Here is a 22,451-nt window from a genome sequence, read left to right on the forward strand (position 1 = left end):
CTGATGGTCGTGATCGCTGAAATGGCAGGTTATTTTGTTTTGGGTGAGTCGGTCTGTCCGGTCGCCGACAAAGTTAATCCGTCAGCCATTTGGTTTGAGCTTTGGCTTGGCTTAGGGAGACTATCGTGAATCCCTTATCCATAACAGCATCGATTACCGGGCAGGCATGGCGGTGGCGTGGCGCGGCGGGCGCGGGACAAAGCGACGATCTGGTGGCGCAACTGTTGTTGTCGCGTGGCTGCCCCCCGAAGCGATAGACGCCCACCGTGATCCGACGATCCGCGCATTCATGCCGAACCCTTCGATCTTTCGCGACATGGATCGTGCGGCTGACCGACTTGCAGAGGCCGTATATGCTGGCGAAGCGGTTACGGTGTTCGGCGATTACGATGTGGATGGTGCAACGTCGGCGGCGCTGCTGATAAAGGTGCTGCGCCATCTTGGACTGAAACCACAGGCCTATATCCCTGACCGATTGATGGAGGGCTATGGCCCATCAGGAGAGGCGCTCGTGCGGATAGCGCAAGGTGGAGCGTCGCTGATCGTGACCGTCGATTGCGGCGCGCAGGCCTTCGAGGCGCTGGCGATGGCGCGTGGGGTCGGGGTCGACGTGATTGTGGTCGACCATCACCAATGCACAACCGCGCTGCCGCTCGCTTATGCGCTGGTCAATCCGAATCGGCTGGATGAAGACGAAGGAGCCGCGCATGGTCATCTGGCGGCAGTCGGCGTCGCATTCCTGTTGGCTGCGGCAGTGGTCCGGACATTGCGCGGGCGTGGGTTCTTTGCCGATCGGGCCGAACCGAAGCTGATGGATTTACTCGACATCGTGGCGTTGGGGACGGTTGCCGACGTTGCCAGCCTGCGCGGGTTGAACCGGGCGTTCGTTGCTCAAGGACTGAAAGTCATGGGGGCGGGCCGAAATATCGGGCTGAACGCGCTCCTGCTGGCGTCACGGTTGAAACGTTCGCCGATTTGCTCGGATCTTGGCTTTGCGCTGGGGCCACGAATCAATGCGGGCGGGCGTGTGGGAAAGTCGGATCTGGGGGTGCGATTGCTGACCACCGAAGATCCCGAGGAAGCGCGCGAAATTTCCGAAGAACTCGATCGACTGAATGAGGAGCGTCGGACGATTGAGGGCGGCGTGCAGGCCGAAGCGGAGGCAGCCTCGATCGGCAAGGGCAATCGTGCGGTGGCCGTAGTATCAGGCGCGGGCTGGCATCCCGGCGTCATCGGGATCGTAGCGGGGCGGCTGAAGGAAAAACTCGGCAAGCCTGCTATCGTCATCGCCATAGACGAACATGGCATCGGCAAGGGCTCGGGCCGGTCGATCCCCGGCGTCGATCTGGGCGCGGCAGTATTGGCGGCCAAGGACATGGGATTGCTGGTCGCGGGCGGCGGCCATGCGATGGCGGCAGGTCTGACGGTCGCCGCAGGCCAGGTCGAGGCATTTGCCGAATTCATCGACGAACGGCTGGCAAGCGACGTTACGCGGGCCAGTGGTGACCGTGCGCTGCTGCTTGATGTCGTAGTGGCCTGCGGCGGGGTGTCACCGTCGCTGGTAGAGGCTCTGGAGGCTGGTGGCCCCTATGGCATGGGCTGGCCTGCTCCACGGGTCGCCGCAGGGCCCATGCGCGTCTTAAAGGCGGACATCGTCGGCAGTGGTGGCCACGTCCGCGCGGTAATGGCGGGTGACGACGGTCGCAGTCTGAAGACAGTGGCCTTCCGAAGCGCGGACAGCCCTTTGGGTCAGGCGCTGCTTGGTGCGCCACGCGATCGGCGACTATGGGTTGCCGGGCGCGCAAAGATCGACGACTGGGGCGCAAGACCGGCAGCCGAACTGCATTTGGACGACGCAGCCTGGGTTGATTGAGCGGATCTACAAGGAACTACTCCGTTGAAAAACGGGATCGACAAGCGATCCCTCTCGTTGAAAAACGGGATCGACAAGCGCTCCTTTTGACAGCCGATTGACTTCTACAACGAGCGTACGTAATTGGCCCCTCGCTTGGCCCCATCGTCTAGCGGTTAGGACGCGGCCCTTTCACGGCTGAAACACGGGTTCGATTCCCGTTGGGGTCACCAACTCACACTCTCAGGGAGTGTCATTTGGTGTCATAAGCGACTGTTTTATAGCACTTTTTTGTGATATGAACGTCTCAGCAAAACTGGCGAAATGTCACCAGGTACCATCAAATTGATGGACCTTTTGATGGTCTCTCGCCGCTCGTTCGGCTGGAGGTCCATCAATGTCACTTGCGGTGGTTTCGATCAAAGCGGCCAAAGGCCGTAACAAACCCTATAAATTAACAGACAGCGGCGGCTTGTATCTGCTCGTGAAGCCGTGCGGGCAGCGCTACTGGCGGATGAATTATCGTTTTCTTGGAAAACAGAAAACTTTGTGCATCGGTGTTTGGCCGGACACAGGACTTGCCGAGGCGCGCGATGAGCGTGACGCAGCACGCAAATTGCTGGCACGGGGACGTGATCCCATAGAGCTTGCCAGGCAAGAGCGGGTCGTCGCAACAATCGCGGCATCCAACGATTTTACGACAGTCGCAGACGAATGGCTTACCAAGATGGAGCGGGAAGGTCGTTCTGCTGTGACCATGAAAAAGCTTCACTGGTTGGTCGATTTCATCACCCTGTCGATCGGCAAACGGCCCGTTGCCTCCATTACAGCGTATGAACTGCTCACGATGTTGCGAAAGATGGAGAGCAAGGGCCGCTACGAGACAGCCAAGCGATTGCGCAGCACGTGTTCGCAGATTTTTCGCTATGCCATCGCGACGGCCCGCGCCGAGCGCGATATTGCCGCAGACCTCCGTGGTGCGCTGATTTCACCCAAGCCCGTTCATCGTGCGGCGATCACGACGGCGCATGAGGCCGGCGGGTTGTTGCGCGCCATCGACGGACTCGATGGATTTGCCAACACAAGGATAGCGCTTCAACTCCTGCCCCACGTGTTTGTGCGACCGGGCGAATTGCGTTTTGCCGAGTGGAAGGATTTTGACTTCGACAAGGCCCTCTGGACGATCCCGCCGCACAAGACCAAAATGCGCCGTCCGCACAGCATCCCGCTTTCCCGCCAGGCTTTGAAGATTCTTGGCACAATCGAGCATGATGCGAAATACAGTTCTCTGCTATTTCCTTCCGTGCGCACTGGAAATCGCCCGATGTCGGAGAATACAATCAATACAGCGTTACGACGGATGGGTTATGCGCAGGACGAAATGACGGGCCACGGTTTTCGCGCCATGGCCGCGACCCTTCTCAACGAAATGGGTCTCTGGAATCCGGACGCGATTGAGCGGCAGCTTGCGCATTGCGATAAAAATGCCGTTCGCCGAGCCTACACGCGGGGCGAATATTGGGATGAGCGGGTACGCATGATGCAGCACTGGTCCGATCATCTGGATTTCCTGCGTGATGGTGCCAAGGTTCTCGAAGGCAATTTTAGGAAGATAGAGGCTGGGCGGGTGCCCGGCCAATAAGCGGCAAGCCGATTCCTACATTTGACTCCCTATTCGACGGGGACGCTTTTCGCTCAGATGAACCATTGAAATATAACGCTATGTGTTATATATTCAGTTCAACTTGGAGGTCGTTTTGATCCGCATCTTCAAGAACGGCTGGTTCGAGCGCTTCGCACGTAAAGAGAATCTGTCGGATTCAGCGCTGGCCGAGGCGGTTACTCAGGCCGAAAGCGGGCTAATCGATGTCGACCTCGGCGTGGTGTCATCAAGCAGCGGGTCGCGCGGTCCGGCAAGGGCAAGTCTGGCGGCTATCGCACATTGATCCTGTTTCGACAGGGCGATCGTGCGATATTCGGTTTCGCCAAGAGCGGGCAGGCAAATATATCAAAAGCGGACTTAGCACTGTTGAGGAAGGCTGCGGGAGAAGCACTGAAATGGAGCGACACGGAACTGGATCGGTTGGTGACGACCGGTGCCCTGATGGAGATCGAGGATGAGCATGAAGACTGACAAAAGCCATCGCAGTGAAATCGCGGGCGCCGCGCATGAGATGATGAGCGATGCTCATGATGCTGGCGTCGTATCGCGCGCGACGTTGCGCAGTTTCGATGAGGCGTGCCTTGCTCCAGCGCCACTACTGGCAGGCGAGGAAATCAAGGCAATCCGCGAGCGCGAGCATGTTTCGCAGCCGGTATTTGCTGCTTATCTCAACGTCTCGCGTAACCTCGTCTCGGATTGGGAACGTGGCGTAAAGCGACCAGGAGGTCCTGCCCTGCGTCTGCTGTCCATCATTCAGCGCAAAGGATTACGGGCCGTCGCGTAGCGCCGGCACGCGCGCCAAATCGCCCTAACTTAGCGTGTGATTTTTGGCCGAGGCATGCCAGCTTGCGGGCATCAGCGATCAACTAGGCCCAAGGTCGCGAGCATGCCGACAATGCTGAGAAAAAAATCCAAGCACGAAGGCGCCCAGTATGGTCCTTTTTTCTGTTGTTCGGCGGTTTTTGCGGACTTGGTGACATCGATCAGCGTTTGGCCGGCCTGGTTGAATTGTCGGATCGCCGCATTGAGAAACTCATAGTCAAGCTCGCGGGCGGTCGGCTTTCAGCTGAGGAATTATCGTCGCTGGCCCGAAAGCCTCACCGAACCGCTCGTCGTAGCCAGCGAGCCTGTTGACGCCTTGAGGTACGGTATGAATCGTCGTGCCGCGTCGGCGCGATGACCTGTCGGCGCGCATAATCGCCATATCTCCGCGAGCGATGATTTCCCTCAGTTCTGGGGTAAGGTCGTACCCGCCCTTCACGTCGATGGCGACGCCACCGTCGGCACATCCCAGGCGGAGATAGGCTACGACGGTCTCCAGCGCGCGACGGGCCTTTTCAGCAGGATCGCTCAATCGGGCACCCCAACGCCGAGAGCTTTTGCAATACGGTGTGCTGCATCGGAAGGCAAAGCCGCCACGCCTTCGCGATTGCTCATTCGAGCCATTTCGTATTCCCGCATGATTTGAACATCGTCCATTTTAGCAGACGTATCGCAACGTTTGAAAATCCTCACGGGCAAAATCGACCGTTCTTCGTGAGAACCGGATGGTGATAGTATAGACACTGTCGTTCTCGACGCGAACATTCGTGACGAGTCCAAAGCTGCCTTTGTTGACGTGGGTATAGTGGTCGTCATTCATCGTTTCGATGAGGTCGCCCAATTTTACCAATCGCCCTGATTCGGACAACAAGGGCCTATTCCCAAGGCGAGCGATCACCAGCTTCTCAGCGGCAAGGAAATTCTCTGCGGCCGTAGTCGCGGTATCACCAGGCAGGACTTCAACAAAAACGTGATCGAAAACGAGCAATGTCTCCACACCGGTCGCGTTTGCATGATCAACCGCCAACTGGACTGCAGTTTCAAAGGATCGCGACGTGACGGCCGGTGTCGTAGTGATCGCGTTCATTAAGATCTCCGATATCCACCTAAATGCCGTACTGCCCCGCTGGCGAGAGCTGCATCCAGCGAAATGATCGGCGATGCTGTCGCGTGACGCACGCGCAACGCCCCAGTAGAATGTCCGGCATCATGGACGGTGATCTGTGTTCGCCGTTGGCATGCTGATCCCGACTGGCATCGAGCGAAGACTTAAAACACCACCGATGCCTGTCACGGTCAATATCACAAGATAAGGAAGGAAGCGCCGGATGAGGCCTTGGCGATGGGCCTTTGCGCGGCGGCGTTCGGCCTGCTTGATCGATGTGACATTGCTGGGTTTGTTGATGTCCATCGCAACGGGATAGCGAAGGCGCGCCGGGAAGGCGACGCACTTTCCCAATTGCTGATGCAAAAAGGGCTTAGGCCAGGGTACCGAGCAGCAAGCCTTGAGTTCGCGCCAACGGAACATCGAAAATGAGGCGTTATACCTTTTCTGACGATCTTTATCGTAATGCGATACTGGGATTGTACCCCAACCTGCTTGCCGTTGCCTGTAGCGAACGATCGATCATTCCGCAGTTTGCCGCTCGTGCTGTTACTGAGTTTCCTTGGCCGCATGTTTTGATTGTAACGCCGCGTATTCCTGCTCGCGTTTTGCGATTGCGTGCCAGGATGCCGGATCATCCTTTCCCATCATGTCTTCGCCTGCCTCCCACATAGTGAGCCCAAGCATACGGGCAGCGATCCGCTCAGGAACCGCCCAGCTGACCGGCAGCGAGCGTGCAATTGCACCGGGGACAATGGCAAAGAACACCATCCCGGCCACCGCAAAAGCGAGGCGGTTGTAGTTCAGTTCCTTCTCCTGCTCGATGACTGTCCGGTTTCGTGCGATCATCGCATCGATGCGGGAGACGCCCTCGCTCATGCTGTTTATGGCGCTATTGAGAAGTTGGCGATCGTGCGCGCGGCTGTCGGTGGCCGCCGCGGAGATATCCTTGGCGAGACTTTCCGGCGTCTGCGTCAACGCCGGCGTTTCCGATATCCGTTTTGTCCAGATACCGATGTTCGTCAGTCGTTTGCTGAGGTTCTCCAGCGTTGGTGTGTAATCGGGGGTTGCGGTTCGCTCGTCGGTCAGTCGTTCGACTGCACGACGCAGCAGGCTGATCTCGGCACGCAGCTCTCCAAATGCCTGTGCGGCAAAGCTGGTGGCGACGCCTTCATTGGTTTCGTAATCCATAAAACAAGGTCTAACGCCCGATTCCACGCGAACGCGAGAGGCCGAGCCAGTCCTGGATTTCCTGGGATATCGACGCCCCGCCACTTACCCTTATTCCGAGCTCTGGAAGGCGTTTTCTGACCAGCGACTCGGCCTGGGCATCACACTCGAGCGACTTGCCCATGGCGCTCATCTGCTGGCCGATAGCGGTTGCACCCTTGTCATTTCCAGCCTGATTGAAGCTGCGGTGCGCTTTGGCAAGCTTCTGCCAATCTTCGACAAAGCGATCGGCACGCCGCTGCGGGCTGACACGCATCTCGGCCTCGAGAGCCATGGCGCGTATCGCGGCGCGGGGTCGGCCCTTGGCCGCCTCGTCCATCAGTCCTTCCTCGCGCATGAAGGCCGCCCGCAAATCACGTGCGCCGTCGGGTCGGCCCCGGTCAATGGCGGCCGCTGCCTTTTCATAGGCGGCTTTCTGATGTTCGAGCTCGGCATAGCCTTGTGAGCGCATCCGCACGATGTCGGCCGTCGCCCGGGCAAAGCGCTGGACCGCAGTGTCGAGACTGACGGTTGCGGGCTGCGGCATTGCGGGGCTCGTCTGGAGCTTCAGTCCATCGAACGTGCCGCGCGTCGGTGCGGGCGATCGCGCAGAGAGCGGGCGCAGGTCGAGCCCCGCGAACGGATCACGCACAAGGGCAGGTCTGACTTTCTCCGGCGTCGGCGTCGGTATGATCTTCTCGATCGCGGGCAACCGGATCTGACGACGTTCGGCAAAGTCACGCGTGTAATCCGATGCCATGTCCTTGGCGCGCTCGCGCGACAGCGTGCGCACCAGTCTCGCGGTATCGGCGAAGTCATCACGACCATAATGAAGGTCGACGCTATCGCGGTGCCGCGAGAGGGCAACATAGGTGGCATGCGCATCCAGACCCGGCGTCGCCAGCACATGCGTGCGGTCAACGGTCACCCCTTGAGTCTTGTGCACGGTGGCCGCGTAGCCATGATCGATGGCGGCATAATCTTTGATATCGAATGCGACGGCGCGACCGTCGTCGAGCAGTACTGCCATGCGAGCACGCGTCACATCCTGGATGGTTGCCAGGGTTCCGTTCTTCACCCCGAGACTGCGCTCGTTCTTCAGGAACATGACCCGGTCGCCGCGCGCAAAAACGTTTGCGCCGCGCTCGGTATGGACGGCCATATCCTCGCCAAGTTCACCCGCTGCCCGCAATCGTTCGCGCGCGGCATCATTCAATGCGCGTACCTCGCCATTGGTGTGCGTCAGGATGATGCGGCTAGCTTCGGGATTGCCGATCCGGTCACGATCCCAGCGCTCGATCAGATCGGCGCGGGCGGCGTCGCGCGTGTCGGCGGCATGGACATGTCCCGTTTGATCATAGGCGTGAACGGCTTCGCCGGTCCGCCCCGTTGCCAGATGTCGCGTCGCATCACGCTGCCAGTCCTCGCGCTGACGCCGAATCTCGGTAATTTCGATGGCGCCATGACGCTCGGCAATTGACCGGAATGCAGCGCCGGCCTCAATGGCTTGCAACTGTTCAGGATCACCAACGAGCACGACTTTGGTCCCGCGCTTTTCGGCTGCGCTGATGACGCGTTCCATCTGACGCGATCCGATCATGCCAGCTTCGTCGATCACCAGCACATCGTGCGACGTCAGCAGATCGCGACCCTGTGCCCATTGATGTTCAAGGCTCGCGATCGTGCGCGACGCAATGCCTGAACCGCCTTCGAGGTTTTCAGCGGCGATACCCGACAGCGCGAGCCCGCGGACGTTATAGCCAGCGCCTTCCCACGCTTCGCGCGCGACACCGAGCATCGCCGATTTGCCGGTGCCAGCATACCCAATGACGACACCGAGACCTTTACCTTGGGTGACATGATCGAACGCGGCATGCTGCGCGCCCGACAAGACCATCCCGCGCTGTCCGGCCAAGGAAATCGCGCGCTCGCGGAAACGTTCGCCGACGCCATGCCGTTCGCGCTCGGCTATCGCAGTGGTTGCGCGCTCAAGCCGCTGTTCGGTTTCGATCATCGCACGGGACGTGAAGCGATCCTCGCCGCGTCCGTCCTTGCCCAAGGCAACAAGATCGGGTGACGCGCGCATCGCGGATGTCACGGCATCGAACTGGTTTCTGTCCTCGCTGTGGCGATGAACGAATATAGCGAGGTCGCGCCTGGTAAACGTCGCCTGCGTCCGCGTGATCGCGTCGAGCCCGATTGCGGGATTGGCGATGATCTTTACGCCGTTCTCACGCGCAATCTGCAACTGCTCTTCGACGCGTTCGGACGACAGTCCCTGTTCGGCCATCCGCGCGGCAGCGGGCCCCATCTTCGGCTGCGGTTCGAGCTCGATGCCTTGAGCTTCAAACGAGCGATGATCGATGCGCGCTTCGATATCCAATTCGGCCAGTCGTTGATTGGCACGCGCTGCCCAGCTTTCGCGCCAATGTTCGAGCAGCGATGTCGCATTCCAGTCGCGGACCTTTGGACCGAATCCCTCATCCGAAATCTCGCGCATCGTCAGCATGACATGCGCATGTGGCTTGGCTTCGCCATCGGCGCCGATATCCCAATGCACATTGAGGTCGGCGATCATGCCGCGCGATACGAATGCATCACGGATAAAGTCGCGTGCGAGCGCGATGCCGTCTTCTTTCGACAGTTCGCGCGGCAACGCGAACTCGATCTCGCGCGCCAGCTGCGCGTCGATCCGCTTCTCCGCCAGCTCGACCGCATTCCACAGGTTTTCACGGTCGGAAAGTTCGGGCGCTGCGCCATCAGGCAGCATCACTTCGGAATGAACAACGCCCGCCTTGTTCGAAAAGTCATGATGCCGGTCGAGTCGTTGGTCGTGCAGCCGCGACGCCGAACGATAGGCAGCCGCTGCGAGCGCGCTCGAACCGGCAGCGCGCGAAATGACTTTGGCCGAGAAATGGTAGATCGCCATGACGACAAACCATCTACACTATAAAGGCGACGTCGGCACGACGTATAAGCGCTCCCTCGACGATTTTCCATCGCCTCGGGACTTCGCCTTCCCATGAAGTGTCAGGCTATTTTAGCGTGACTGCAACTGGGTTATTTACGCAACACTTCGAAATTATCTTCAAGGACTGATGATGCGTAAACCGCGTGACTATGATGCCGAGCTACAGGCGCTGACCGAAAAGGCGAAGGGCCTGAAGGAGCGCAAGGTTCGCAAGCTGGGTGAACTGGTTGTCGCGACGGGTGCCGACGCCCTGCCGCTCGAGATGCTGGCGGGTGTTTTGCTCGCCGCAGTCGAGACCGAGGATGCGAGCGCGAAGGAGGCTTGGCGTACAAAAGGCGCGGCGTTCTTTCAGGGGACACGTCAGTCTCCTGGACATACTGCACCGGACAAGACTGGCGTTGCGACGAACAACGGCGGCGCGGCATCGGATTGAAGCCAGGTGTGCGCGCACTGACACGCGAGACTGGGTGGTGAAGCGTCGCGAGCGCACGCGCCAATTGATCGAACTTGGCGGTCTGATTACCAAGGTGGGGCTGATCGAGCTCACTCGCGATGATCGTGCAATGCTCTATGGTGCTTTGATCGAAATGGCGGCGCAGCTTCGGAATGATAGCGGCGAACAGACCGCCATGTTGTGGCGGCGACGAGGAAAGCGCGCGTTCGATCTGGATCAGCATGGCGACATTGATACATTAGCAAACTTCTAGGCGGTCACATTCCCGTGCGGCGTTCATGGTCGAGCACTTTCAAGCGCAACGCCACGGCATCTTGATGGGCATTGTGCGGCGCTGCGCTTTCGCCAAAACCGAGTAGCGACGGATCGACCAGTTCAAACCTGATACCGCGGATCGGCTTCATCTGACCGGGACCTGTGACCAGCAAGCGTGCGGCATGCGCTATGTCTTCGGGCCAGTCCGCCACAAGCAATGGCTCGGGATCATCGAGCAGGTATGCGGCAAAGCGATTGGCAACTTCGGTGTGGGAGAGTGGCTTGGTTTGCAACGCTGGAATAACATTCATTGCAACCCACAGAGTTGGCTTCGGGCAGGCAATCGCTTCGTAGAAGGGCGCGATGCCCTCATCGGCAGGCACAAGCGCGATCGAGATCAGTTCCCCGCCGAAGCCGTTGAATTCTGTATCGAGGAAGTAGCGCATATGTGAGCCCGACTGTCATTTGCAGCTACTGTTGGCAACCAGCAACGCAGTGTAATCTTTCCGATATGAGCAAAAGGGACATTACGCATTTCAGCGGCTCGAACGGCTGCAAACAGCAATGAATGCCGGACTTCGACAGACAGGTTAGTTGATGAGCTGGGGAGGCAGCACTGATGTTCCGGAAGACCCAGAAGGCGACATTCACGGCACCCCCTGTGGCTTCTGGGCTCCGGAAGCCGGTCGAAGTAGGGATGCAGGAGGGAATGCCGGGCGTCCGCCGGGAGCAGTTCCAGCTTGATGTGGTTGCAGGGGTGGCAGATCGGCACGAGGTTGCCCGGATACACCACCACGTCGTGGTGATGGGCCTGCGGCAGGAAGTGGTCGATCTCGTAGATTTCGCCGTCCAGGCAGAACGGGCAGCTCGAAGTCGAGACGCGCAGGTCGTCGTATGTTGAACGGCAGATGCCATTCGTTGCGACGATGCGCTTCTCGTAGAGCGCCCCTGCGAGCGACTCCTCTGCCGCCGTCAAGGCGATCTGGACCACCGCGTGTGGGCCTTCGGCCTGCATCGTGGCGTCGTAGTCGACGCCCGCCCCCATCATGCGATCCTCGATGCCGGCCAGCACCGCCCTGTCGGCGTTGCGCTGGGTCTGCGAAATCGCCTTTCGATAAAGCGCGCGGTAGTCGATCGCCGGTGGGTTCAGGGCCCGCACGTCAGTCCTTCTTGTAGGTGAGCGCACGCAGCAGCGCGCGGCCCTCCGCACCGATCTGAAAGCCGAAGGTCGCGTCGACCTCTTCGAAGTCGGCGTGGCGGGCCTCGTCGCTCAGCAACTTGTAGAAGCCGCTCTCCTCCACCTCGAGTCCAAACACCTTCCGGGTCAGGACGCTAACGTTCTCGGCGAAGGTCTCCTCCACGGGGCGCTCGGCCCGGAGGGAGCCGCCGCTTCCGAGGAGCCGCCACACCCGCTTCGCCGGAACCTCCTGCAGGACGACCGGGGAGTGCGACGCCACGATCGCTACCGCGTTGATCTCCACGAGTAGCTCGGAGAGCGCACGCATAAACGAGCCTAGCAGGGGCGGATGGAGGTGTGTCTCCGGTTCATCCATCAGCACCAGCGACCGGTCGCTCACATTCTCGATCAGCCGCGTAATGGTGAGGAGAACGATCTTATGGCCTGAACTCATGTGCGGGATCTGCTGCTTCACGCGGTTCCGCGCTGTCGCGCCGTCCTCTCCCGCGACCTCGCTGGCGCGCAGGTCGCGGATGCCGGGGTCCGACGAGAGCGTCGTCAGCGCTCTGACCCAGCGTCCGGTGCGCTTCTCGTCCTGAAAGATCGTGTCGAGCGCCTCTCGAAGGTCATCGTTGAGGTCTTCGGTCGACTTCACTCCGATCTTGTCTGTCGGGTTGCCTTTCTCGTCGTCGAGGAAGCGCTTCACGCCAACATAGTAATAGGGGAGCGACTTCTCGGTGCGTGCACTGCCGCCGGCAATGGGGTCAAACCTGTCGAAAGCGCTAAATGATACGATGACAAGGTTCAGGAAGTCGCTGCTCGGATGGTCGATGTTCTCGTCGAACTCGAACCGTCCGGCTAGGCCGAAGGCCGCGGCCTGATTGTCGGTCAACGCGTCCGCCATCCCGGCCAAGATGCGTGTCTTGCCGACGCCGTTGCGGCCGATCAGGACGTGCAAGTTCGTGGGCGGCTTCTTTCCGGGTACCACCACGAAGCGGAGCGAGAGTGTCGGCGCGGCAGGATCCGCACCGTCCTCGGCCTCTAGCACGTAGTCGAAGGCGAAGGTCGTGAGTTCCGTTTCGCCGCGGAGAATGCGCGGGTAGACGACGAGCACGTCGTTCTCGGACGAGTTTCGCAGCAGCGAGACTTTGAGCGCCGTCTCGCCCTTGAAGCGTTGGTAGCGGTCGGGCTCGAAGGTGAGGTCTCGGAGGCCGCTCAGGATCGCCTGGCGCGGGGCCGGAGGCATCTTCATGAGCCTTAGGTAGTAGTTCCGGTCGTTACCCAGAGAGCAGTGTTTGTCGTCAAGCCCCTCCGTCGGCAGATCTAATTGGACGTAGCCGGCCTCCTGACCCCGGAACATAATCTGGGTCGCACCGAGGTCGTGCTCCAGCCCGTCCTCGTCGTAGGCGGTCACCTCGTGGGTCGTCTTGAAGCCGAAGTCGTCCCACGTGTTCCAGGTGAGATAGCAGACGTCCCGTGTCCCAGCTGGGGTGCCGCCGCGCCGCTCGCGCAGGTAGAATTTCACTTGGTTCCTCCAGCGGTTGTCATCGGCGGACGGACCCGTCGCGAACCGGGCAGACTCTTGCCCCGACTTGTTTTCTGGAGTCACGTTCCAAGCCGGACGGAAGGTCCGACGAGAGGATCGCGTCCTCGTAACCTGATTTCACCATCTTCGCGAGATTGCCTATCGCCATGATCTCCGCTCCCTCGCAGAGTCGTTCGAGCTGTCGTTGATATGCGCTTTGCATCGGTTCCTCACTCCATACGTCCCGGCGCGACATCCTGGACCATAATGTTCGGCCTGGTCCGAACATTACACGACGGCGTCCGTTGTGCGTCTCGTCAATGCCCAGGGGACGATGCGCGACCGCACTGAACACCTGATCGCCGATAATAGCGCTGCAGTATGCGAGGAAGCCGTCGAACCTCTCAGGTGCGTCCGGCTCGGGTCTGAAGTCGACGCGGATGACGCGGTTTGACGCCAGGGCCGCTAGGATCTGGAGGTCGCCCGCCGCATCCTGGACGTCCCCCATCCTGAACTCACCGGGGTCGCGCCCCGCGTCCGCGGCGATCGCCCGCGCGATGCCAGTGCCGAGCGCGATCCAGCTCCACGTCTCGGTCTGCCTGTTCCCTTTCATCCTTATCGCGCCGAGGTCGAGGTCGCTGCCATCGACGTTCACCTGGAGGGCCACGTCTGATTCCGGCTTGCTGGAGATGAGGTGCGCGAAGGCGCTTATCTCGTCGAGCCCGGCGCGGTCGTCAAGCCCGAGCGAGGCCTTGGCCCGCACTCGGTCGCGCGGTCCCACCGTGATGTCGAGGGCGCGCGATGCGACGCGGAAGGCCAGGGCCCCGCCGCTACTCGCGCTATAGAGCGTGGCCGGCAGCGGGACGCCCGCACCATCGGGCATCTCGATCCGCAACGTGCACTCGCGACCTTCGGGCATGAGGTGCAGCTTCACGTTGTGCTCGTCGATCTCCGGCCTGCGCGCGCGGATGCCGAACCGCTCGCTCGTATAGGTAAAGTGCTTCGCCTCGACCTCAGGCCGAAGGCCCAGCTGGACGTCGAGGAGCTCGTCCCCGCTCTGCAGCGCCAGAGTTATGCGCGCGGTCCCCCGATCCGACTCGAAGCCGACGAGGTCGACGAACCGCCTCTTCGTGGCGGCATAGGGTTCGGCCACCGCGTTGATTTCCGACCTGATCCATTCCAACAGCCCGCTGCCGCGCTCATCCTCCGAACCGAAGGTGAGCGAGATCTGGACCTTGTGCGTGGCGGTCACGCCGTCCGCATCCGCCTGGCGTCCGGCCTTGAGCCAGTCCGCGATGACGCTACCCCAGACGTGCTTGGCAAAGTAGCGGGGCTGCACGCCGTCGAGCGCGACGAGCACGATGAACTGCGGAAGGTCTGACGTTGCGTGCCTCAGCGCGTTGGATAGGCTGATGGAGACTGTGCGGGGCGAACCCTCAGTCGTCTTGACCTGCACGGCCGCGACGAGGTGCGCGGGCTGCATGTCGATCGCGGCAAAGGGCGCGGGCCGGGCCGGGAACTCGATCAGCTTGTCCCAGCCGTTGTCGTCCTCGATCGAGCGGTTGCAGGTGACACCGGCGTCGGAACACATGACGTCGAACCTCTTCTCGCCGCGACGTCCGACATGGTGCGCCATCCAGCTGAGCGCGAGGTCGTCGCATCCGTCACCCAGCTGCCGGGTCAGCTGGCGGCCAAGCGCGACGACATCCGCCCAGCCAACCGAGGCATCCGTCGCCGTCGAGGGTGAAGTATCGGACATAGGTTCTGGGCTCCTGGTCTTTCCCGCGCGGACCGTAGCGTTCCAGCCACACCCTTAAGATGAGGCTCCGCTTCAACGCCTTGAGCGTGCCAACGACGTCCTCGAGTGGTACACTAAGGACGCCGCCGTGGTCCAGCCGCTCGTCATGGCGGTCCTCGGGGGTTCGCTCCACGCGGACCACTTCGCGCGGAACGGCGGGCGACCGTCGCCGCTTTCCCACGCTCGTCGGTCCACCGACGCCCGGAGCCGCAGCATGCGTCGAATGACGCGACCCGGGGAATAGGGTCCGGCGAGGTTGCCCGCAAAGGGGTCGAGGCTGTCTATGCCGCCGGTGCGGTCGTCCTTGGCCACCCACGGCGTGACGCGCATCTTCTGGAACCCGAGGTTTATCTCCCCGCCATCCGTCGGGATCCACGGGAAGCGGCCTTGATAGGTCTGAAGCGCGCGCAGCAGGTCGGTGGCGAACTCGGGCCGCACCAGGGCGGAACCTATGGCGCCGTCTTCCCGCGCGAGGCTCCAGTGGCGCGACCATTCTCCCGCGATCCGCAAACCGTCGCTGTCGAGCATCGCGTGCTCAAGGTCTGCGGGGGTGACGAGCCACTCCCAGTCGTCGTCGTCCCGCGGGATCGACGGCTCCGGCCAGCTCGACGTCGGATCGGGATCGCGCAAATCCGACAGCCACTCGGGGGGAGCGGTAAGAAACTGCTCGGCGAGCAAATAGCGGTTATCGCCCGTCAGGTCGGGGGCGGGTCCTTCCCCCTCGAGAAGTTCGCCGATCGACAGGAACAGCCCTTGCCACGCCTCGTATTCCGCGAGAGTCAAATTCTCGGGGCCACCGCGATGCCGGCGGTTGTAGATGCCGAGCGGCGACCGCGGGTCGGCGGCCCACGCACGCACGGGCTCGCAACCGAGCTGTCCCCGGATTGCGCGCCCGGCACGCCTGGCGAGTTCGGCGTGCGAGATGCCGAACGCCCGGGCGATCGGGTTGGCCTCGCGCCGGTCGAAGTCCATCGGGAAGCTGTATTCCTCGCCCTCCACGCTCACAGCGGGAGGCGGGATCGCCGGGCTCGCCGGCGCCCGTTCCATTACCCGCAGCAGTTCGTTCCGCTCGTCCGGCGAAAAAGCGAGCCCTCCTGAGCGTTCCAGTGCTAGGAGTGCCCGGGCGGCCCAGTGTCGCTGCACGACGTGCAGGTTGGAGCGGCTGGCGGTGCGCCTGAGCTCGGGTATGACGTTCCTCAGCGCGTCGGGGGACTCGGCGGCCACGCGCGTGGCGGCAACCAGTAGATGCGTCCGCGCGAGCTCGGCGTAAAACCGAAGCCGCGTGTCAATGAAGGGGCCAGCGTCGTCATCCGGCAGGCGCGCTAGGATGGCGTCCAGCGTGTCGGTCTCGCCGAGCCTCGCGAGGCGTCGGACGACGTGCGTGGCCCGCCAGCGCCGCCTCGGAGCGGGGTCGCCGAGGCTCGTCCAGATCAGCCCCGCCATCGCGGTCGAAAGCGCCTCCGGCGGCATGAGCTCCGGCCGCCAGCCGCCGTCGGGTTCATCGGCCGTCACGATGGCCTCGAACCTTCCCAGCGTGAATCCGAGCACGTCGCGGCGGTGGGCGGGCGTCAAAAGGTCGTTGTGGACCTGCCGGGCGAGCCAGAAGAGCGATGACGACCCGAGTTCATCCACCCTCGTACCGATGGCTCGTATGAGCCTGCGCAGCAGGCCCGGCCGGTCAAGTGCCGTGAGTGACAGGAGCGGCTCGATCGCCTGATGCCAGTGGTAGCCGAGGAGGTCGAATGGCCGTCGGTCGATCAGCCCGGGGGCGATCTCCCGCGCCGCCTCGGCGACCGCCCGGCTCGGCGTCCAGGCAGTCGCGGCCTGCACGAGCAGCGCGAGGACGTCGTCGATGTCGATGTCCGCGGCAGCCACCGCGCGCAGATGGTCGATGCGCCCGGCGACGCCGAGCTGCGCGCGCATGATCGCCGACAGGCCCTCCAGCGACGCGCCGTAGCTCGCTTCCCGCTTGAACGAACCCACGATCGCGGCGACGTCCCCCGGGTCCGTCACGCACTTGCCAGCGACGATCGCTCCTATGTCGATAACCGGGTCGGGTCGGGGCTCGTAGCTCCTCGTGCTCCGCTCCTCGGAAGCGCGCCGACGAGCGAAAACGGCGAGGATGTCGGGCGGGATCGGGCCGACGGTCTCCGCCGCCGCGACCACCTCCCGCATGTGCCACGCCTCCTGCTTGTCGTCCACCATGTCGCGCAGGATGGTTTGCGCGACCTCGCCCTGATGAGGCTGTGGCAGCTTGGATAGAAGGGTCGGAAGATACTTGAAGCGCCAGGTCCCGCCGAACGCATGGAGGGCCGTCACCGCCCCGATGCCGATCCCTCCAGCCTCCAGCAGCGTCTCCCCACTTCCGGCAGCGAGGTCGGGAGGCCCACCCGTTCCCGGCTGTCCAGCCTCGACGCCGCCGCAAGCGCGGTGGGCGGATGCATCCTGGCCAGCGTCCTAAACACGTCGTGCCAGGGGAACTTGTGGCTGTTGATCTGCGAATAGACTTCCGCCAGTCGGAGGATCCGGTATCCGCATTCGGGAGCATGCTCGCTTTCGGCGACCGAGCGCCCCATCTCTAGCAGCATGTGGAGCCGCTCGTGCAGCTCCTCGCCGACGCGGTCGGCCTCCTCCAGCGCCTGCCTGAAGTAGGCCGCGCTCTCCTCCTTCATGATCGGCAGCAGCTGTCTGGAGATCGCGGCGAGGTTGCGGGCGGTCGCGCGGTAGCGAGCTGCGAATTGCGCCAGCATGGGTGCAATGTCGCCCCACGGCCACGCCCTGTCGGGGTGTTGCGTGGAGTATTTCAGCTGATTGACGACGATTCTGCTGGCGGAGCCGATGTCTTCGCCTCCATAGTATTCCACTGTGTCCGCGACGAGCAAGCCCGCTTCGATGCGCTTCCCCCTATAACGATCCTTCTCGGAAAGGCCTTCGACGGAGATGGCCACCAAGTCGTCTCGGCCGCCAAGTATCCTCAGCGCACGGCGGGTCGTCCAATTTATATGAAAGTCTTCGCCATCGTTTCGGAATCGAACGAGGTCTGTGTATTCATTTGCCACGCATTTGTCAGTCCGCTCGCGTAAATCCGACGTAGGCTGACCGATATGGGCCCGCACGCCAAGCATAATCGGTGTAGCTGCAAGCGCGTTCCCATCAAGTCCGAGGCGGCAGCTGGGGCTTGCCGGTGTTAGAGCGGAGGACCGATGCGGGGTTGGATAGCTACCGTCTCGCTCCAAGTGAAGGAACGGCCGAAAAGGTTAGGCCTTTGCCCGAAAGCGGACGGGCGGCTTTCCACCATTTTCACTAAGTTCCGCTTGCGTATTTCGTGACTTGGCTTCTGACCCAAGCAGCCATACAGCACCAGCATCTAGCAAGCGCCAAGATAGCCGAAAGCCCAGTCATCATGCAGATCATAGTCCGTGACAACAACGTTGACCAAGCACTCCGCGCCCTGAAAAAGAAGCTGCAGCGTGAAGGCGTTTATCGCGAGATGAAGCTCCGTCGGCACTATGAGAAACCATCGGAAAGGCGAGCACGCGAGCATGCGGCTGCAGTTAGTCGTGCCCGAAAGGCGGAGCGTAAGCGCGCTGAGAAGGACGGCTGACAGTCAGCCAACTACCAAAATCGCATCGCCATTGAATTAGCCGGAGCGAGTGAGGCTTTTGAAACCGGCTTGGAACAGCTTCAAAGCGAATGACGTGAGTCAAGCCGGCAGTTCTGCAATTATCGCCGATCCGAAAAGCGACCTGCAGTTGGCTGACCGCAGGTCGCAAACTATTCAGTCTGCCGGGTTCCAGATGACCGCAAACCGGTTGTCGTCCTCGCCAGGCACCCGACCGAGGTTCGCATAAAGCCGCCGCGGTCCGAATTCCGGGGCCGCCAAGCTCAGCGACACGTAGATGTGCCCGGAAGCTGCCGACTGCCGGTTCCAGCCTGCTCCAATCTCGACATCGCCCGAGTATACCCGATAATCGGGCTGGGTGTCGTTGGCCCTGCAGTCGTTGAAGGCGATGGTGATCTCGGCGCGGATGCTGAGCGTCCTGAGCTGGCCGGTGAACGAACCGTCTTCTGCCTGAGTGACATATCCAATAGCTGGCATCGTAGTTACTCCTTTGTGTGCGAGCGGGACCTGTTCCCGTCGACAGCCGACCAGAGGGGATGGGTATCAGGGGGCTTGCGCACCACTTGGCCGCAGCGTCAGCGGAGGACCCGGACCAGCGCTATTTTTGCTGCGCGAGGAGCTGCCTTGCAGCGGGGAAAAATGGCGCAGGGTTCGGGTTGCGCGTGGCCCCGCCCAGCCCCAGGTCACGGCGATCAGTGACGGGATCGGATCCACTCGTCCGAGAAGTAATCCATCAATCCGCTGGATATGGCCTCAGGCGGCGCGTGCGGTTCGCTCAAGCGCCTCAATTTGCTCGGTGCAGATAACCTCGACCACCTTGCCCAGGGCCTCGACACGATCCCCCAGCCAGGCGAGTTCGTCCTCGGTGATGCGATAGTGTTTGGAATAGCGGGCTTTGACGTAAGCTTCCTTGAGTTTGTCGAAGCGCGCGCGGTCGCTCTTGGTCTCCCGCGGCCAGACCTCGATCAGCCGCGGATCGATCCGTTCGGCCTGAGTGCGCAGGAAACCAAGGTTGTGAACATGAGGTGTGTAGAAGGTGCAGACCAGCAGGATGCAGTGATAGAAGCTTTCGGCTGTTGTTGCCCCCTAAAGGCCTGACAGAGCCTCGCAGGTTTGTGCGATGAACTCGCGTGGTGATCGATAGCGCAAAGCGCGGTGCGGATGCACCTCGTTATAATGGGCGAACCAACCGGGCAGTTGATCGATAACGCTTTGCGCATCAGGCCGAGGGTTCACGCGGACATAGTCGCGCTTGAGAGTGCGGACAAATGCTTCTGCCATGCCGTTCGATTGCGGACTGCTGACCGGGGTCGTGCGCGGGATCAGTCCAATGCCTCGGGCGAAGGCACGCGTATCGCGGGCGGTGTAGCAGCTGCCGTTATCGGTGAGCCACTCGATCGGCTCGGGCACGCGATTCACCCGTCCATAGCGATGCTCGACGGTGACGACCATCAAGTCCTGAACGTCCTCGGCGGTGATGCCGCCCGTCGTCGCCACGTGTCCCATCGCCTCGCGGTCGCAGCAGTCGAGTGCGAACGCCACGCGTACCTTCTCGCCATTGTCGCAAGTGATCTCCAGCCCGTCGGAGCACCAGCGCGTGTTACGCAGATCAACGGCGACCCGGCCGTCGTGACGCCGTTCCTCACGGCGTTCGCCGTCTCGCTGGAGCAGCAGCCCGTGCACCTTCATGACGCGATAAACGCGCTTGGGATTGGGCGCTTCGCGCCCGGTCTTCTCGGCTTGCCGACGCAACAGAGCATGAACACGGCGATAGCCGTAAGTAGGCAGATCGGCGACGAGCGCGCGGATTTCGGCGACCAGTTCGGCATCCGGCAGCGGTGGTCGTCCTCGTGGCCGCGGAGGAGGTCGATTACGGACTGCGGAAAGGTGTGGGCGGGCGATCCCGATCGCTTCTGCGACCGCACTCACCGTCCATCCCCCGGCAACGAGGTCGAGCGCAACAGCAGTTTTTTTGGGCCTGCGGCCCGGGACACGGCCTCGCGGAGCAACTCATTCTCCATGGCCTTCTTGCCGAGCAGCCGGTGCAGTTCGCGCACCTGCGCCTCGAGTGCACGATACTCGGACGCCGGCACCACTTCCTCGCCAGCTGCTGCGGCAGTCAGCGCGCCCTGGTTCATCAACCTGCGCCAGGTGAAGATCTGGCTGCCGCTGATGCCGTGCTGGCGGGCGACGAGCGACACGCTCATCCCCGGCAGATACGTCTCCTCGACGATCCGGACCTTTTCCTCCGGTGTCCAACGCCTCCGGCGCTGAACACCGGAGAGGACCTCGCCATCATTGTAACGCCTGGTCATACTGTCAGTCATATGCCTCACTCTTATATAAGAGCGAGGCCCTGTCAGGTCATTTAGGGGGCCACTTCATCGGCTGACTGGTGCAAAAGGAAAGCAGCGTCCTTTGGATACTGCCGGCTGAGAGCTTCTAGCCCAAGTTCAAGTTTGCGCTGGCCGCTGGGCAACCATTCCTCAAAATATTCTCGCGCCATGGCAAGCGCCTGAACGATATCCTGATCGGGTGCGTAAAAGGCGACAGGGCCACCGATGCGGAAGTCAGCGCCGCTGGCAGCGATCAGCGCCTCGGCACGCGGCATGATGTCGCATGCTGATGGCAGTATCGGCGCTGCAGTCATGGCCTTCGGCAGTCCCTCGCACTGATCGATATTGAACACGGTGAAGCGCTTCAGAAATGCAATCGCCCGCGCGTCGCGATCCTCATCACGGGCTTGTGTCTCCTCGCCCTTGGGTGTGAAGCGATCGGCATAACAGACGGTCACGCCCTTCTCGCCACGCCTGACGCTCCCGCCAGCAACCTGCGCCTGCCGAAAGGTCAGCCAGCGCTGCGAGCTGAACCCGCCATCGATCACCGCCGACCACAGGATCAGCACGTTGATCCCGGAATACCGCCGTCCGCTCGCGGCGTTGGCAGGCATGGCACAGCCACAGACCGAACTGTCCCAGGGCTGCGCCCAGGGCAGACGTCCCTCTTCAAGCTCCGCAATCACCCGTTCAGTGACCTCGGCATAGAGACTCTGACGATGTTGGTTGGTCCTGACACTCATAGCCCTTAACTCCTCAAACCAGCGCAACCGGCGCCGGAATGGCGGGGTGGGCGGCAGGAGCGGTCCCCACGGACCTGCAAGAGCGGCGGGAAGCACCCGCAGGGCCGCAACAACGAGGAGAACCCCGGCACAGCCGGGGTTGCCGCCCGCCGCGGCGGGGCCACGGGGCAAGCGACGCCCACACCGCCGATTTCGAAGACCGCGAAGCCAACGCCAGCGCGGCAAAGCCGTGCTGTCCGCATGTCGGGCAACGCCCGACCAGTTTCAGTCCGTTATGATGCACCGCGCACGGGGGGCAGCCCGACTCGGTCGCGGCCTTAGCTTGATCCATCGCGATCGACGGTCAGAGCGCAGTGCCAGACGGCCCTCGACGCCCGTCGACCGCAAAATTCGGCTAAACTTTGTGAGAGCTACGTGGAGCAACGGAGATGAACACGGATGATGACCGCCATTTAGGGAAATTAGCGGGATTGAGGTGCTGCGAATTCAGTTTCAGATCGGTCAGACACGTTTCGTGGAAACCTGATTTGAAAGGACCTGCCCCATGACCGACGACCCATCCAATCGTATCATCCGCCTGCCAACCGTACTTCACAAAACGGGTCTCAGCCGCTCGACGCTCTACCGCAAAATGGAAGCGGGCACGTTCCCCAGAAACCTGCAGATCAGCACCCGGTGCGCGGGCTGGCGCGAAGCCGACGTCAATGTCTGGCTGCGCAATCCAATGTTCTATTCAGCACAACACGGCGTTTAACATGAGCCACCTCGTGGCTTGCGGTTTGCAAATGTGATTTGGCGGGGAATGGGACAAAGGCGTCATTGGCTGTGTGCTCACGAATGGCAGGTTTCCATCAAACACCGGTCATTTCGGTTGCCCGCCAACGACGGCTCGGAATGGGAGTGACTGGCCGAAAGCGAA

General features: G+C 61.7%; 21 protein-coding genes, 1 tRNA gene and 2 pseudogenes. 10 read left to right on the forward strand and 14 right to left on the reverse strand.

Going from position 1 to position 22,451, the window contains the following annotated elements:
• Positions 1 to 125 precede the first annotated feature (125 nt).
• The 6 genes and pseudogenes from recJ to D3Y57_RS11945 all read left to right on the forward strand — a co-directional run bounded on the left by recJ (position 126) and on the right by D3Y57_RS11945 (position 4,299).
• Positions 126 to 1,873: pseudogene (gene recJ, locus D3Y57_RS11925) on the forward strand (single-stranded-DNA-specific exonuclease RecJ).
• Positions 1,874 to 2,010: 137 nt separating this feature from the next.
• Positions 2,011 to 2,085 (forward strand) — tRNA-Glu (locus tag D3Y57_RS11930).
• A 164-nt stretch (positions 2,086 to 2,249) separates the two neighbouring features.
• Positions 2,250 to 3,494 carry a tyrosine-type recombinase/integrase gene (locus tag D3Y57_RS11935; protein WP_121153176.1) on the forward strand — a complete coding sequence of 415 codons (1,245 nt, stop codon included), beginning with the start codon at positions 2,250 to 2,252 and terminating at the stop codon, positions 3,492 to 3,494.
• A 115-nt stretch (positions 3,495 to 3,609) separates the two neighbouring features.
• Positions 3,610 to 3,798 (forward strand): type II toxin-antitoxin system RelE/ParE family toxin, encoded by a 189-nt coding sequence (locus tag D3Y57_RS21140; RefSeq protein ID WP_277873353.1) that lies wholly within the window; start codon positions 3,610 to 3,612, stop codon positions 3,796 to 3,798.
• The gene (locus D3Y57_RS21145; protein ID WP_277873354.1) at positions 3,795 to 3,986 is read left to right on the forward strand and encodes a type II toxin-antitoxin system RelE/ParE family toxin; all 192 of its coding nucleotides are present in this window, start codon (positions 3,795 to 3,797) and stop codon (positions 3,984 to 3,986) included. The genes D3Y57_RS21140 and D3Y57_RS21145 overlap by 4 nt, the downstream gene beginning before the upstream one ends.
• Positions 3,970 to 4,299, forward strand: a complete 330-nt coding sequence (locus D3Y57_RS11945; RefSeq protein WP_430739036.1) for a helix-turn-helix domain-containing protein — start codon at positions 3,970 to 3,972, stop codon at positions 4,297 to 4,299. Before D3Y57_RS21145 ends, D3Y57_RS11945 begins: the two co-directional genes overlap by 17 nt.
• 255 nt (positions 4,300 to 4,554) lie before the next feature.
• Here the strand turns inward: D3Y57_RS11945 and D3Y57_RS11950 are convergent, their stop codons facing one another.
• From D3Y57_RS11950 to traA, 4 genes are all read right to left on the reverse strand, one after another.
• Complete coding sequence (locus D3Y57_RS11950) at positions 4,555 to 4,869, reverse strand: hypothetical protein (protein ID WP_121153177.1); 315 nt, start codon at positions 4,867 to 4,869, stop codon at positions 4,555 to 4,557.
• Between the two features lie 126 nt (positions 4,870 to 4,995).
• Positions 4,996 to 5,424 (reverse strand): hypothetical protein, encoded by a 429-nt coding sequence (locus D3Y57_RS11955; RefSeq protein WP_121153178.1) that lies wholly within the window; start codon positions 5,422 to 5,424, stop codon positions 4,996 to 4,998.
• Positions 5,425 to 5,991: 567 nt separating this feature from the next.
• Positions 5,992 to 6,633, reverse strand: coding sequence for a DUF6118 family protein (locus D3Y57_RS11965; RefSeq protein ID WP_121153180.1), 642 nt, complete (start codon positions 6,631 to 6,633; stop codon positions 5,992 to 5,994).
• A 10-nt stretch (positions 6,634 to 6,643) separates the two neighbouring features.
• Complete coding sequence (gene traA, locus D3Y57_RS11970; RefSeq protein ID WP_121153181.1) at positions 6,644 to 9,580, reverse strand: Ti-type conjugative transfer relaxase TraA; 2,937 nt, start codon at positions 9,578 to 9,580, stop codon at positions 6,644 to 6,646.
• 172 nt (positions 9,581 to 9,752) lie between these two features.
• Here traA and D3Y57_RS11975 point away from each other — a divergent pair, with 172 nt between their 5' ends.
• Together D3Y57_RS11975 and D3Y57_RS11980 are read left to right on the forward strand one after the other, a co-directional pair.
• Complete coding sequence (locus tag D3Y57_RS11975; RefSeq protein WP_121155833.1) at positions 9,753 to 10,055, forward strand: conjugal transfer protein TraD; 303 nt, start codon at positions 9,753 to 9,755, stop codon at positions 10,053 to 10,055.
• Between the two features lie 37 nt (positions 10,056 to 10,092).
• The gene (locus D3Y57_RS11980) at positions 10,093 to 10,329 is read left to right on the forward strand and encodes a conjugal transfer protein TraD (RefSeq protein ID WP_205590121.1); all 237 of its coding nucleotides are present in this window, start codon (positions 10,093 to 10,095) and stop codon (positions 10,327 to 10,329) included.
• A 4-nt stretch (positions 10,330 to 10,333) separates the two neighbouring features.
• On the opposite strand, the gene D3Y57_RS11985 is transcribed toward D3Y57_RS11980, so the two are convergent.
• The 6 genes from D3Y57_RS11985 to D3Y57_RS12015 all read right to left on the reverse strand — a co-directional run bounded on the left by D3Y57_RS11985 (position 10,334) and on the right by D3Y57_RS12015 (position 17,890).
• Positions 10,334 to 10,777, reverse strand: a complete 444-nt coding sequence (locus tag D3Y57_RS11985; RefSeq protein WP_121153182.1) for a hypothetical protein — start codon at positions 10,775 to 10,777, stop codon at positions 10,334 to 10,336.
• Positions 10,729 to 11,490, reverse strand: a complete 762-nt coding sequence (locus tag D3Y57_RS20205) for a hypothetical protein (protein WP_162987096.1) — start codon at positions 11,488 to 11,490, stop codon at positions 10,729 to 10,731. The genes D3Y57_RS11985 and D3Y57_RS20205 overlap by 49 nt, the downstream gene beginning before the upstream one ends.
• Position 11,491: 1 nt before the next feature.
• Entirely contained in the window at positions 11,492 to 13,033 is a 1,542-nt protein-coding gene (locus D3Y57_RS11995) for an ATP-dependent nuclease (protein ID WP_121153184.1), read from the reverse strand.
• Positions 13,034 to 13,052: 19 nt separating this feature from the next.
• Positions 13,053 to 14,792: a hypothetical protein gene (locus D3Y57_RS12000; protein WP_162987097.1), complete on the reverse strand. Its 1,740-nt coding sequence runs from the start codon at positions 14,790 to 14,792 to the stop codon at positions 13,053 to 13,055.
• A 72-nt stretch (positions 14,793 to 14,864) separates the two neighbouring features.
• Positions 14,865 to 17,150: a hypothetical protein gene (locus tag D3Y57_RS12010; protein ID WP_121153187.1), complete on the reverse strand. Its 2,286-nt coding sequence runs from the start codon at positions 17,148 to 17,150 to the stop codon at positions 14,865 to 14,867.
• Entirely contained in the window at positions 17,147 to 17,890 is a 744-nt protein-coding gene (locus tag D3Y57_RS12015) for a hypothetical protein (protein ID WP_162987098.1), read from the reverse strand. The genes D3Y57_RS12010 and D3Y57_RS12015 overlap by 4 nt, the downstream gene beginning before the upstream one ends.
• A gap of 344 nt (positions 17,891 to 18,234) precedes the next feature.
• Here D3Y57_RS12015 and rpsU point away from each other — a divergent pair, with 344 nt between their 5' ends.
• Positions 18,235 to 18,435: a 30S ribosomal protein S21 gene (rpsU, locus tag D3Y57_RS12020; protein WP_121155837.1), complete on the forward strand. Its 201-nt coding sequence runs from the start codon at positions 18,235 to 18,237 to the stop codon at positions 18,433 to 18,435.
• 174 nt (positions 18,436 to 18,609) lie between these two features.
• Here the strand turns inward: rpsU and D3Y57_RS12025 are convergent, their stop codons facing one another.
• The 4 genes and pseudogenes from D3Y57_RS12025 to D3Y57_RS12040 all read right to left on the reverse strand — a co-directional run bounded on the left by D3Y57_RS12025 (position 18,610) and on the right by D3Y57_RS12040 (position 21,532).
• Positions 18,610 to 18,930, reverse strand: coding sequence for a DUF736 domain-containing protein (locus D3Y57_RS12025; RefSeq protein ID WP_121153189.1), 321 nt, complete (start codon positions 18,928 to 18,930; stop codon positions 18,610 to 18,612).
• Between the two features lie 276 nt (positions 18,931 to 19,206).
• Positions 19,207 to 19,527 (reverse strand): annotated as a pseudogene (locus D3Y57_RS20910) (HEPN domain-containing protein); the annotation flags it as partial.
• 12 nt (positions 19,528 to 19,539) lie between these two features.
• Positions 19,540 to 20,768, reverse strand: a protein-coding gene (locus tag D3Y57_RS12035; RefSeq protein WP_205590142.1) for an IS3 family transposase whose coding sequence is annotated in 2 segments (ribosomal slippage) — positions 19,540 to 20,433 and positions 20,436 to 20,768 — 1,227 coding nt in all. Because the reading frame shifts where the segments join, the coding sequence is not laid out codon by codon here.
• Positions 20,769 to 20,821: 53 nt separating this feature from the next.
• Positions 20,822 to 21,532: an ArdC-like ssDNA-binding domain-containing protein gene (locus D3Y57_RS12040; protein WP_121153190.1), complete on the reverse strand. Its 711-nt coding sequence runs from the start codon at positions 21,530 to 21,532 to the stop codon at positions 20,822 to 20,824.
• A 544-nt stretch (positions 21,533 to 22,076) separates the two neighbouring features.
• Between D3Y57_RS12040 and D3Y57_RS12045 the strand changes: the two genes are divergently transcribed.
• The gene (locus tag D3Y57_RS12045; RefSeq protein WP_121153191.1) at positions 22,077 to 22,286 is read left to right on the forward strand and encodes a helix-turn-helix transcriptional regulator; all 210 of its coding nucleotides are present in this window, start codon (positions 22,077 to 22,079) and stop codon (positions 22,284 to 22,286) included.
• Positions 22,287 to 22,451 lie beyond the last annotated feature (165 nt).

Source organism: Sphingomonas paeninsulae (genome assembly GCF_003660165.1).
Taxonomy (GTDB): Bacteria; Pseudomonadota; Alphaproteobacteria; order Sphingomonadales; family Sphingomonadaceae; genus Sphingomonas_O; species Sphingomonas_O paeninsulae.

What these genes read in the sequence shown, in the direction of transcription:
- D3Y57_RS12025 (WP_121153189.1), bottom strand. Translation starts at nt 18,930, where the DNA reads ATGCCAGCTATTGGATATGTCACTCAGGCAGAAGACGGTTCGTTCACC.
- D3Y57_RS11975 (WP_121155833.1), top strand. Translation starts at nt 9,753, where the DNA reads ATGCGTAAACCGCGTGACTATGATGCCGAGCTACAGGCGCTGACCGAA.
- D3Y57_RS12040 (WP_121153190.1), bottom strand. Translation starts at nt 21,532, where the DNA reads ATGAGTGTCAGGACCAACCAACATCGTCAGAGTCTCTATGCCGAGGTC.
- traA (WP_121153181.1), bottom strand. Translation starts at nt 9,580, where the DNA reads ATGGCGATCTACCATTTCTCGGCCAAAGTCATTTCGCGCGCTGCCGGT.
- D3Y57_RS11955 (WP_121153178.1), bottom strand. Translation starts at nt 5,424, where the DNA reads ATGAACGCGATCACTACGACACCGGCCGTCACGTCGCGATCCTTTGAA.
- D3Y57_RS11985 (WP_121153182.1), bottom strand. Translation starts at nt 10,777, where the DNA reads ATGCGCTACTTCCTCGATACAGAATTCAACGGCTTCGGCGGGGAACTG.
- rpsU (WP_121155837.1), top strand. Translation starts at nt 18,235, where the DNA reads ATGCAGATCATAGTCCGTGACAACAACGTTGACCAAGCACTCCGCGCC.
- D3Y57_RS11965 (WP_121153180.1), bottom strand. Translation starts at nt 6,633, where the DNA reads ATGGATTACGAAACCAATGAAGGCGTCGCCACCAGCTTTGCCGCACAG.
- D3Y57_RS11945 (WP_430739036.1), top strand. Translation starts at nt 3,970, where the DNA reads ATGAGCATGAAGACTGACAAAAGCCATCGCAGTGAAATCGCGGGCGCC.
- D3Y57_RS12000 (WP_162987097.1), bottom strand. Translation starts at nt 14,792, where the DNA reads ATGTCCGATACTTCACCCTCGACGGCGACGGATGCCTCGGTTGGCTGG.
- D3Y57_RS12045 (WP_121153191.1), top strand. Translation starts at nt 22,077, where the DNA reads ATGACCGACGACCCATCCAATCGTATCATCCGCCTGCCAACCGTACTT.
- D3Y57_RS11935 (WP_121153176.1), top strand. Translation starts at nt 2,250, where the DNA reads ATGTCACTTGCGGTGGTTTCGATCAAAGCGGCCAAAGGCCGTAACAAA.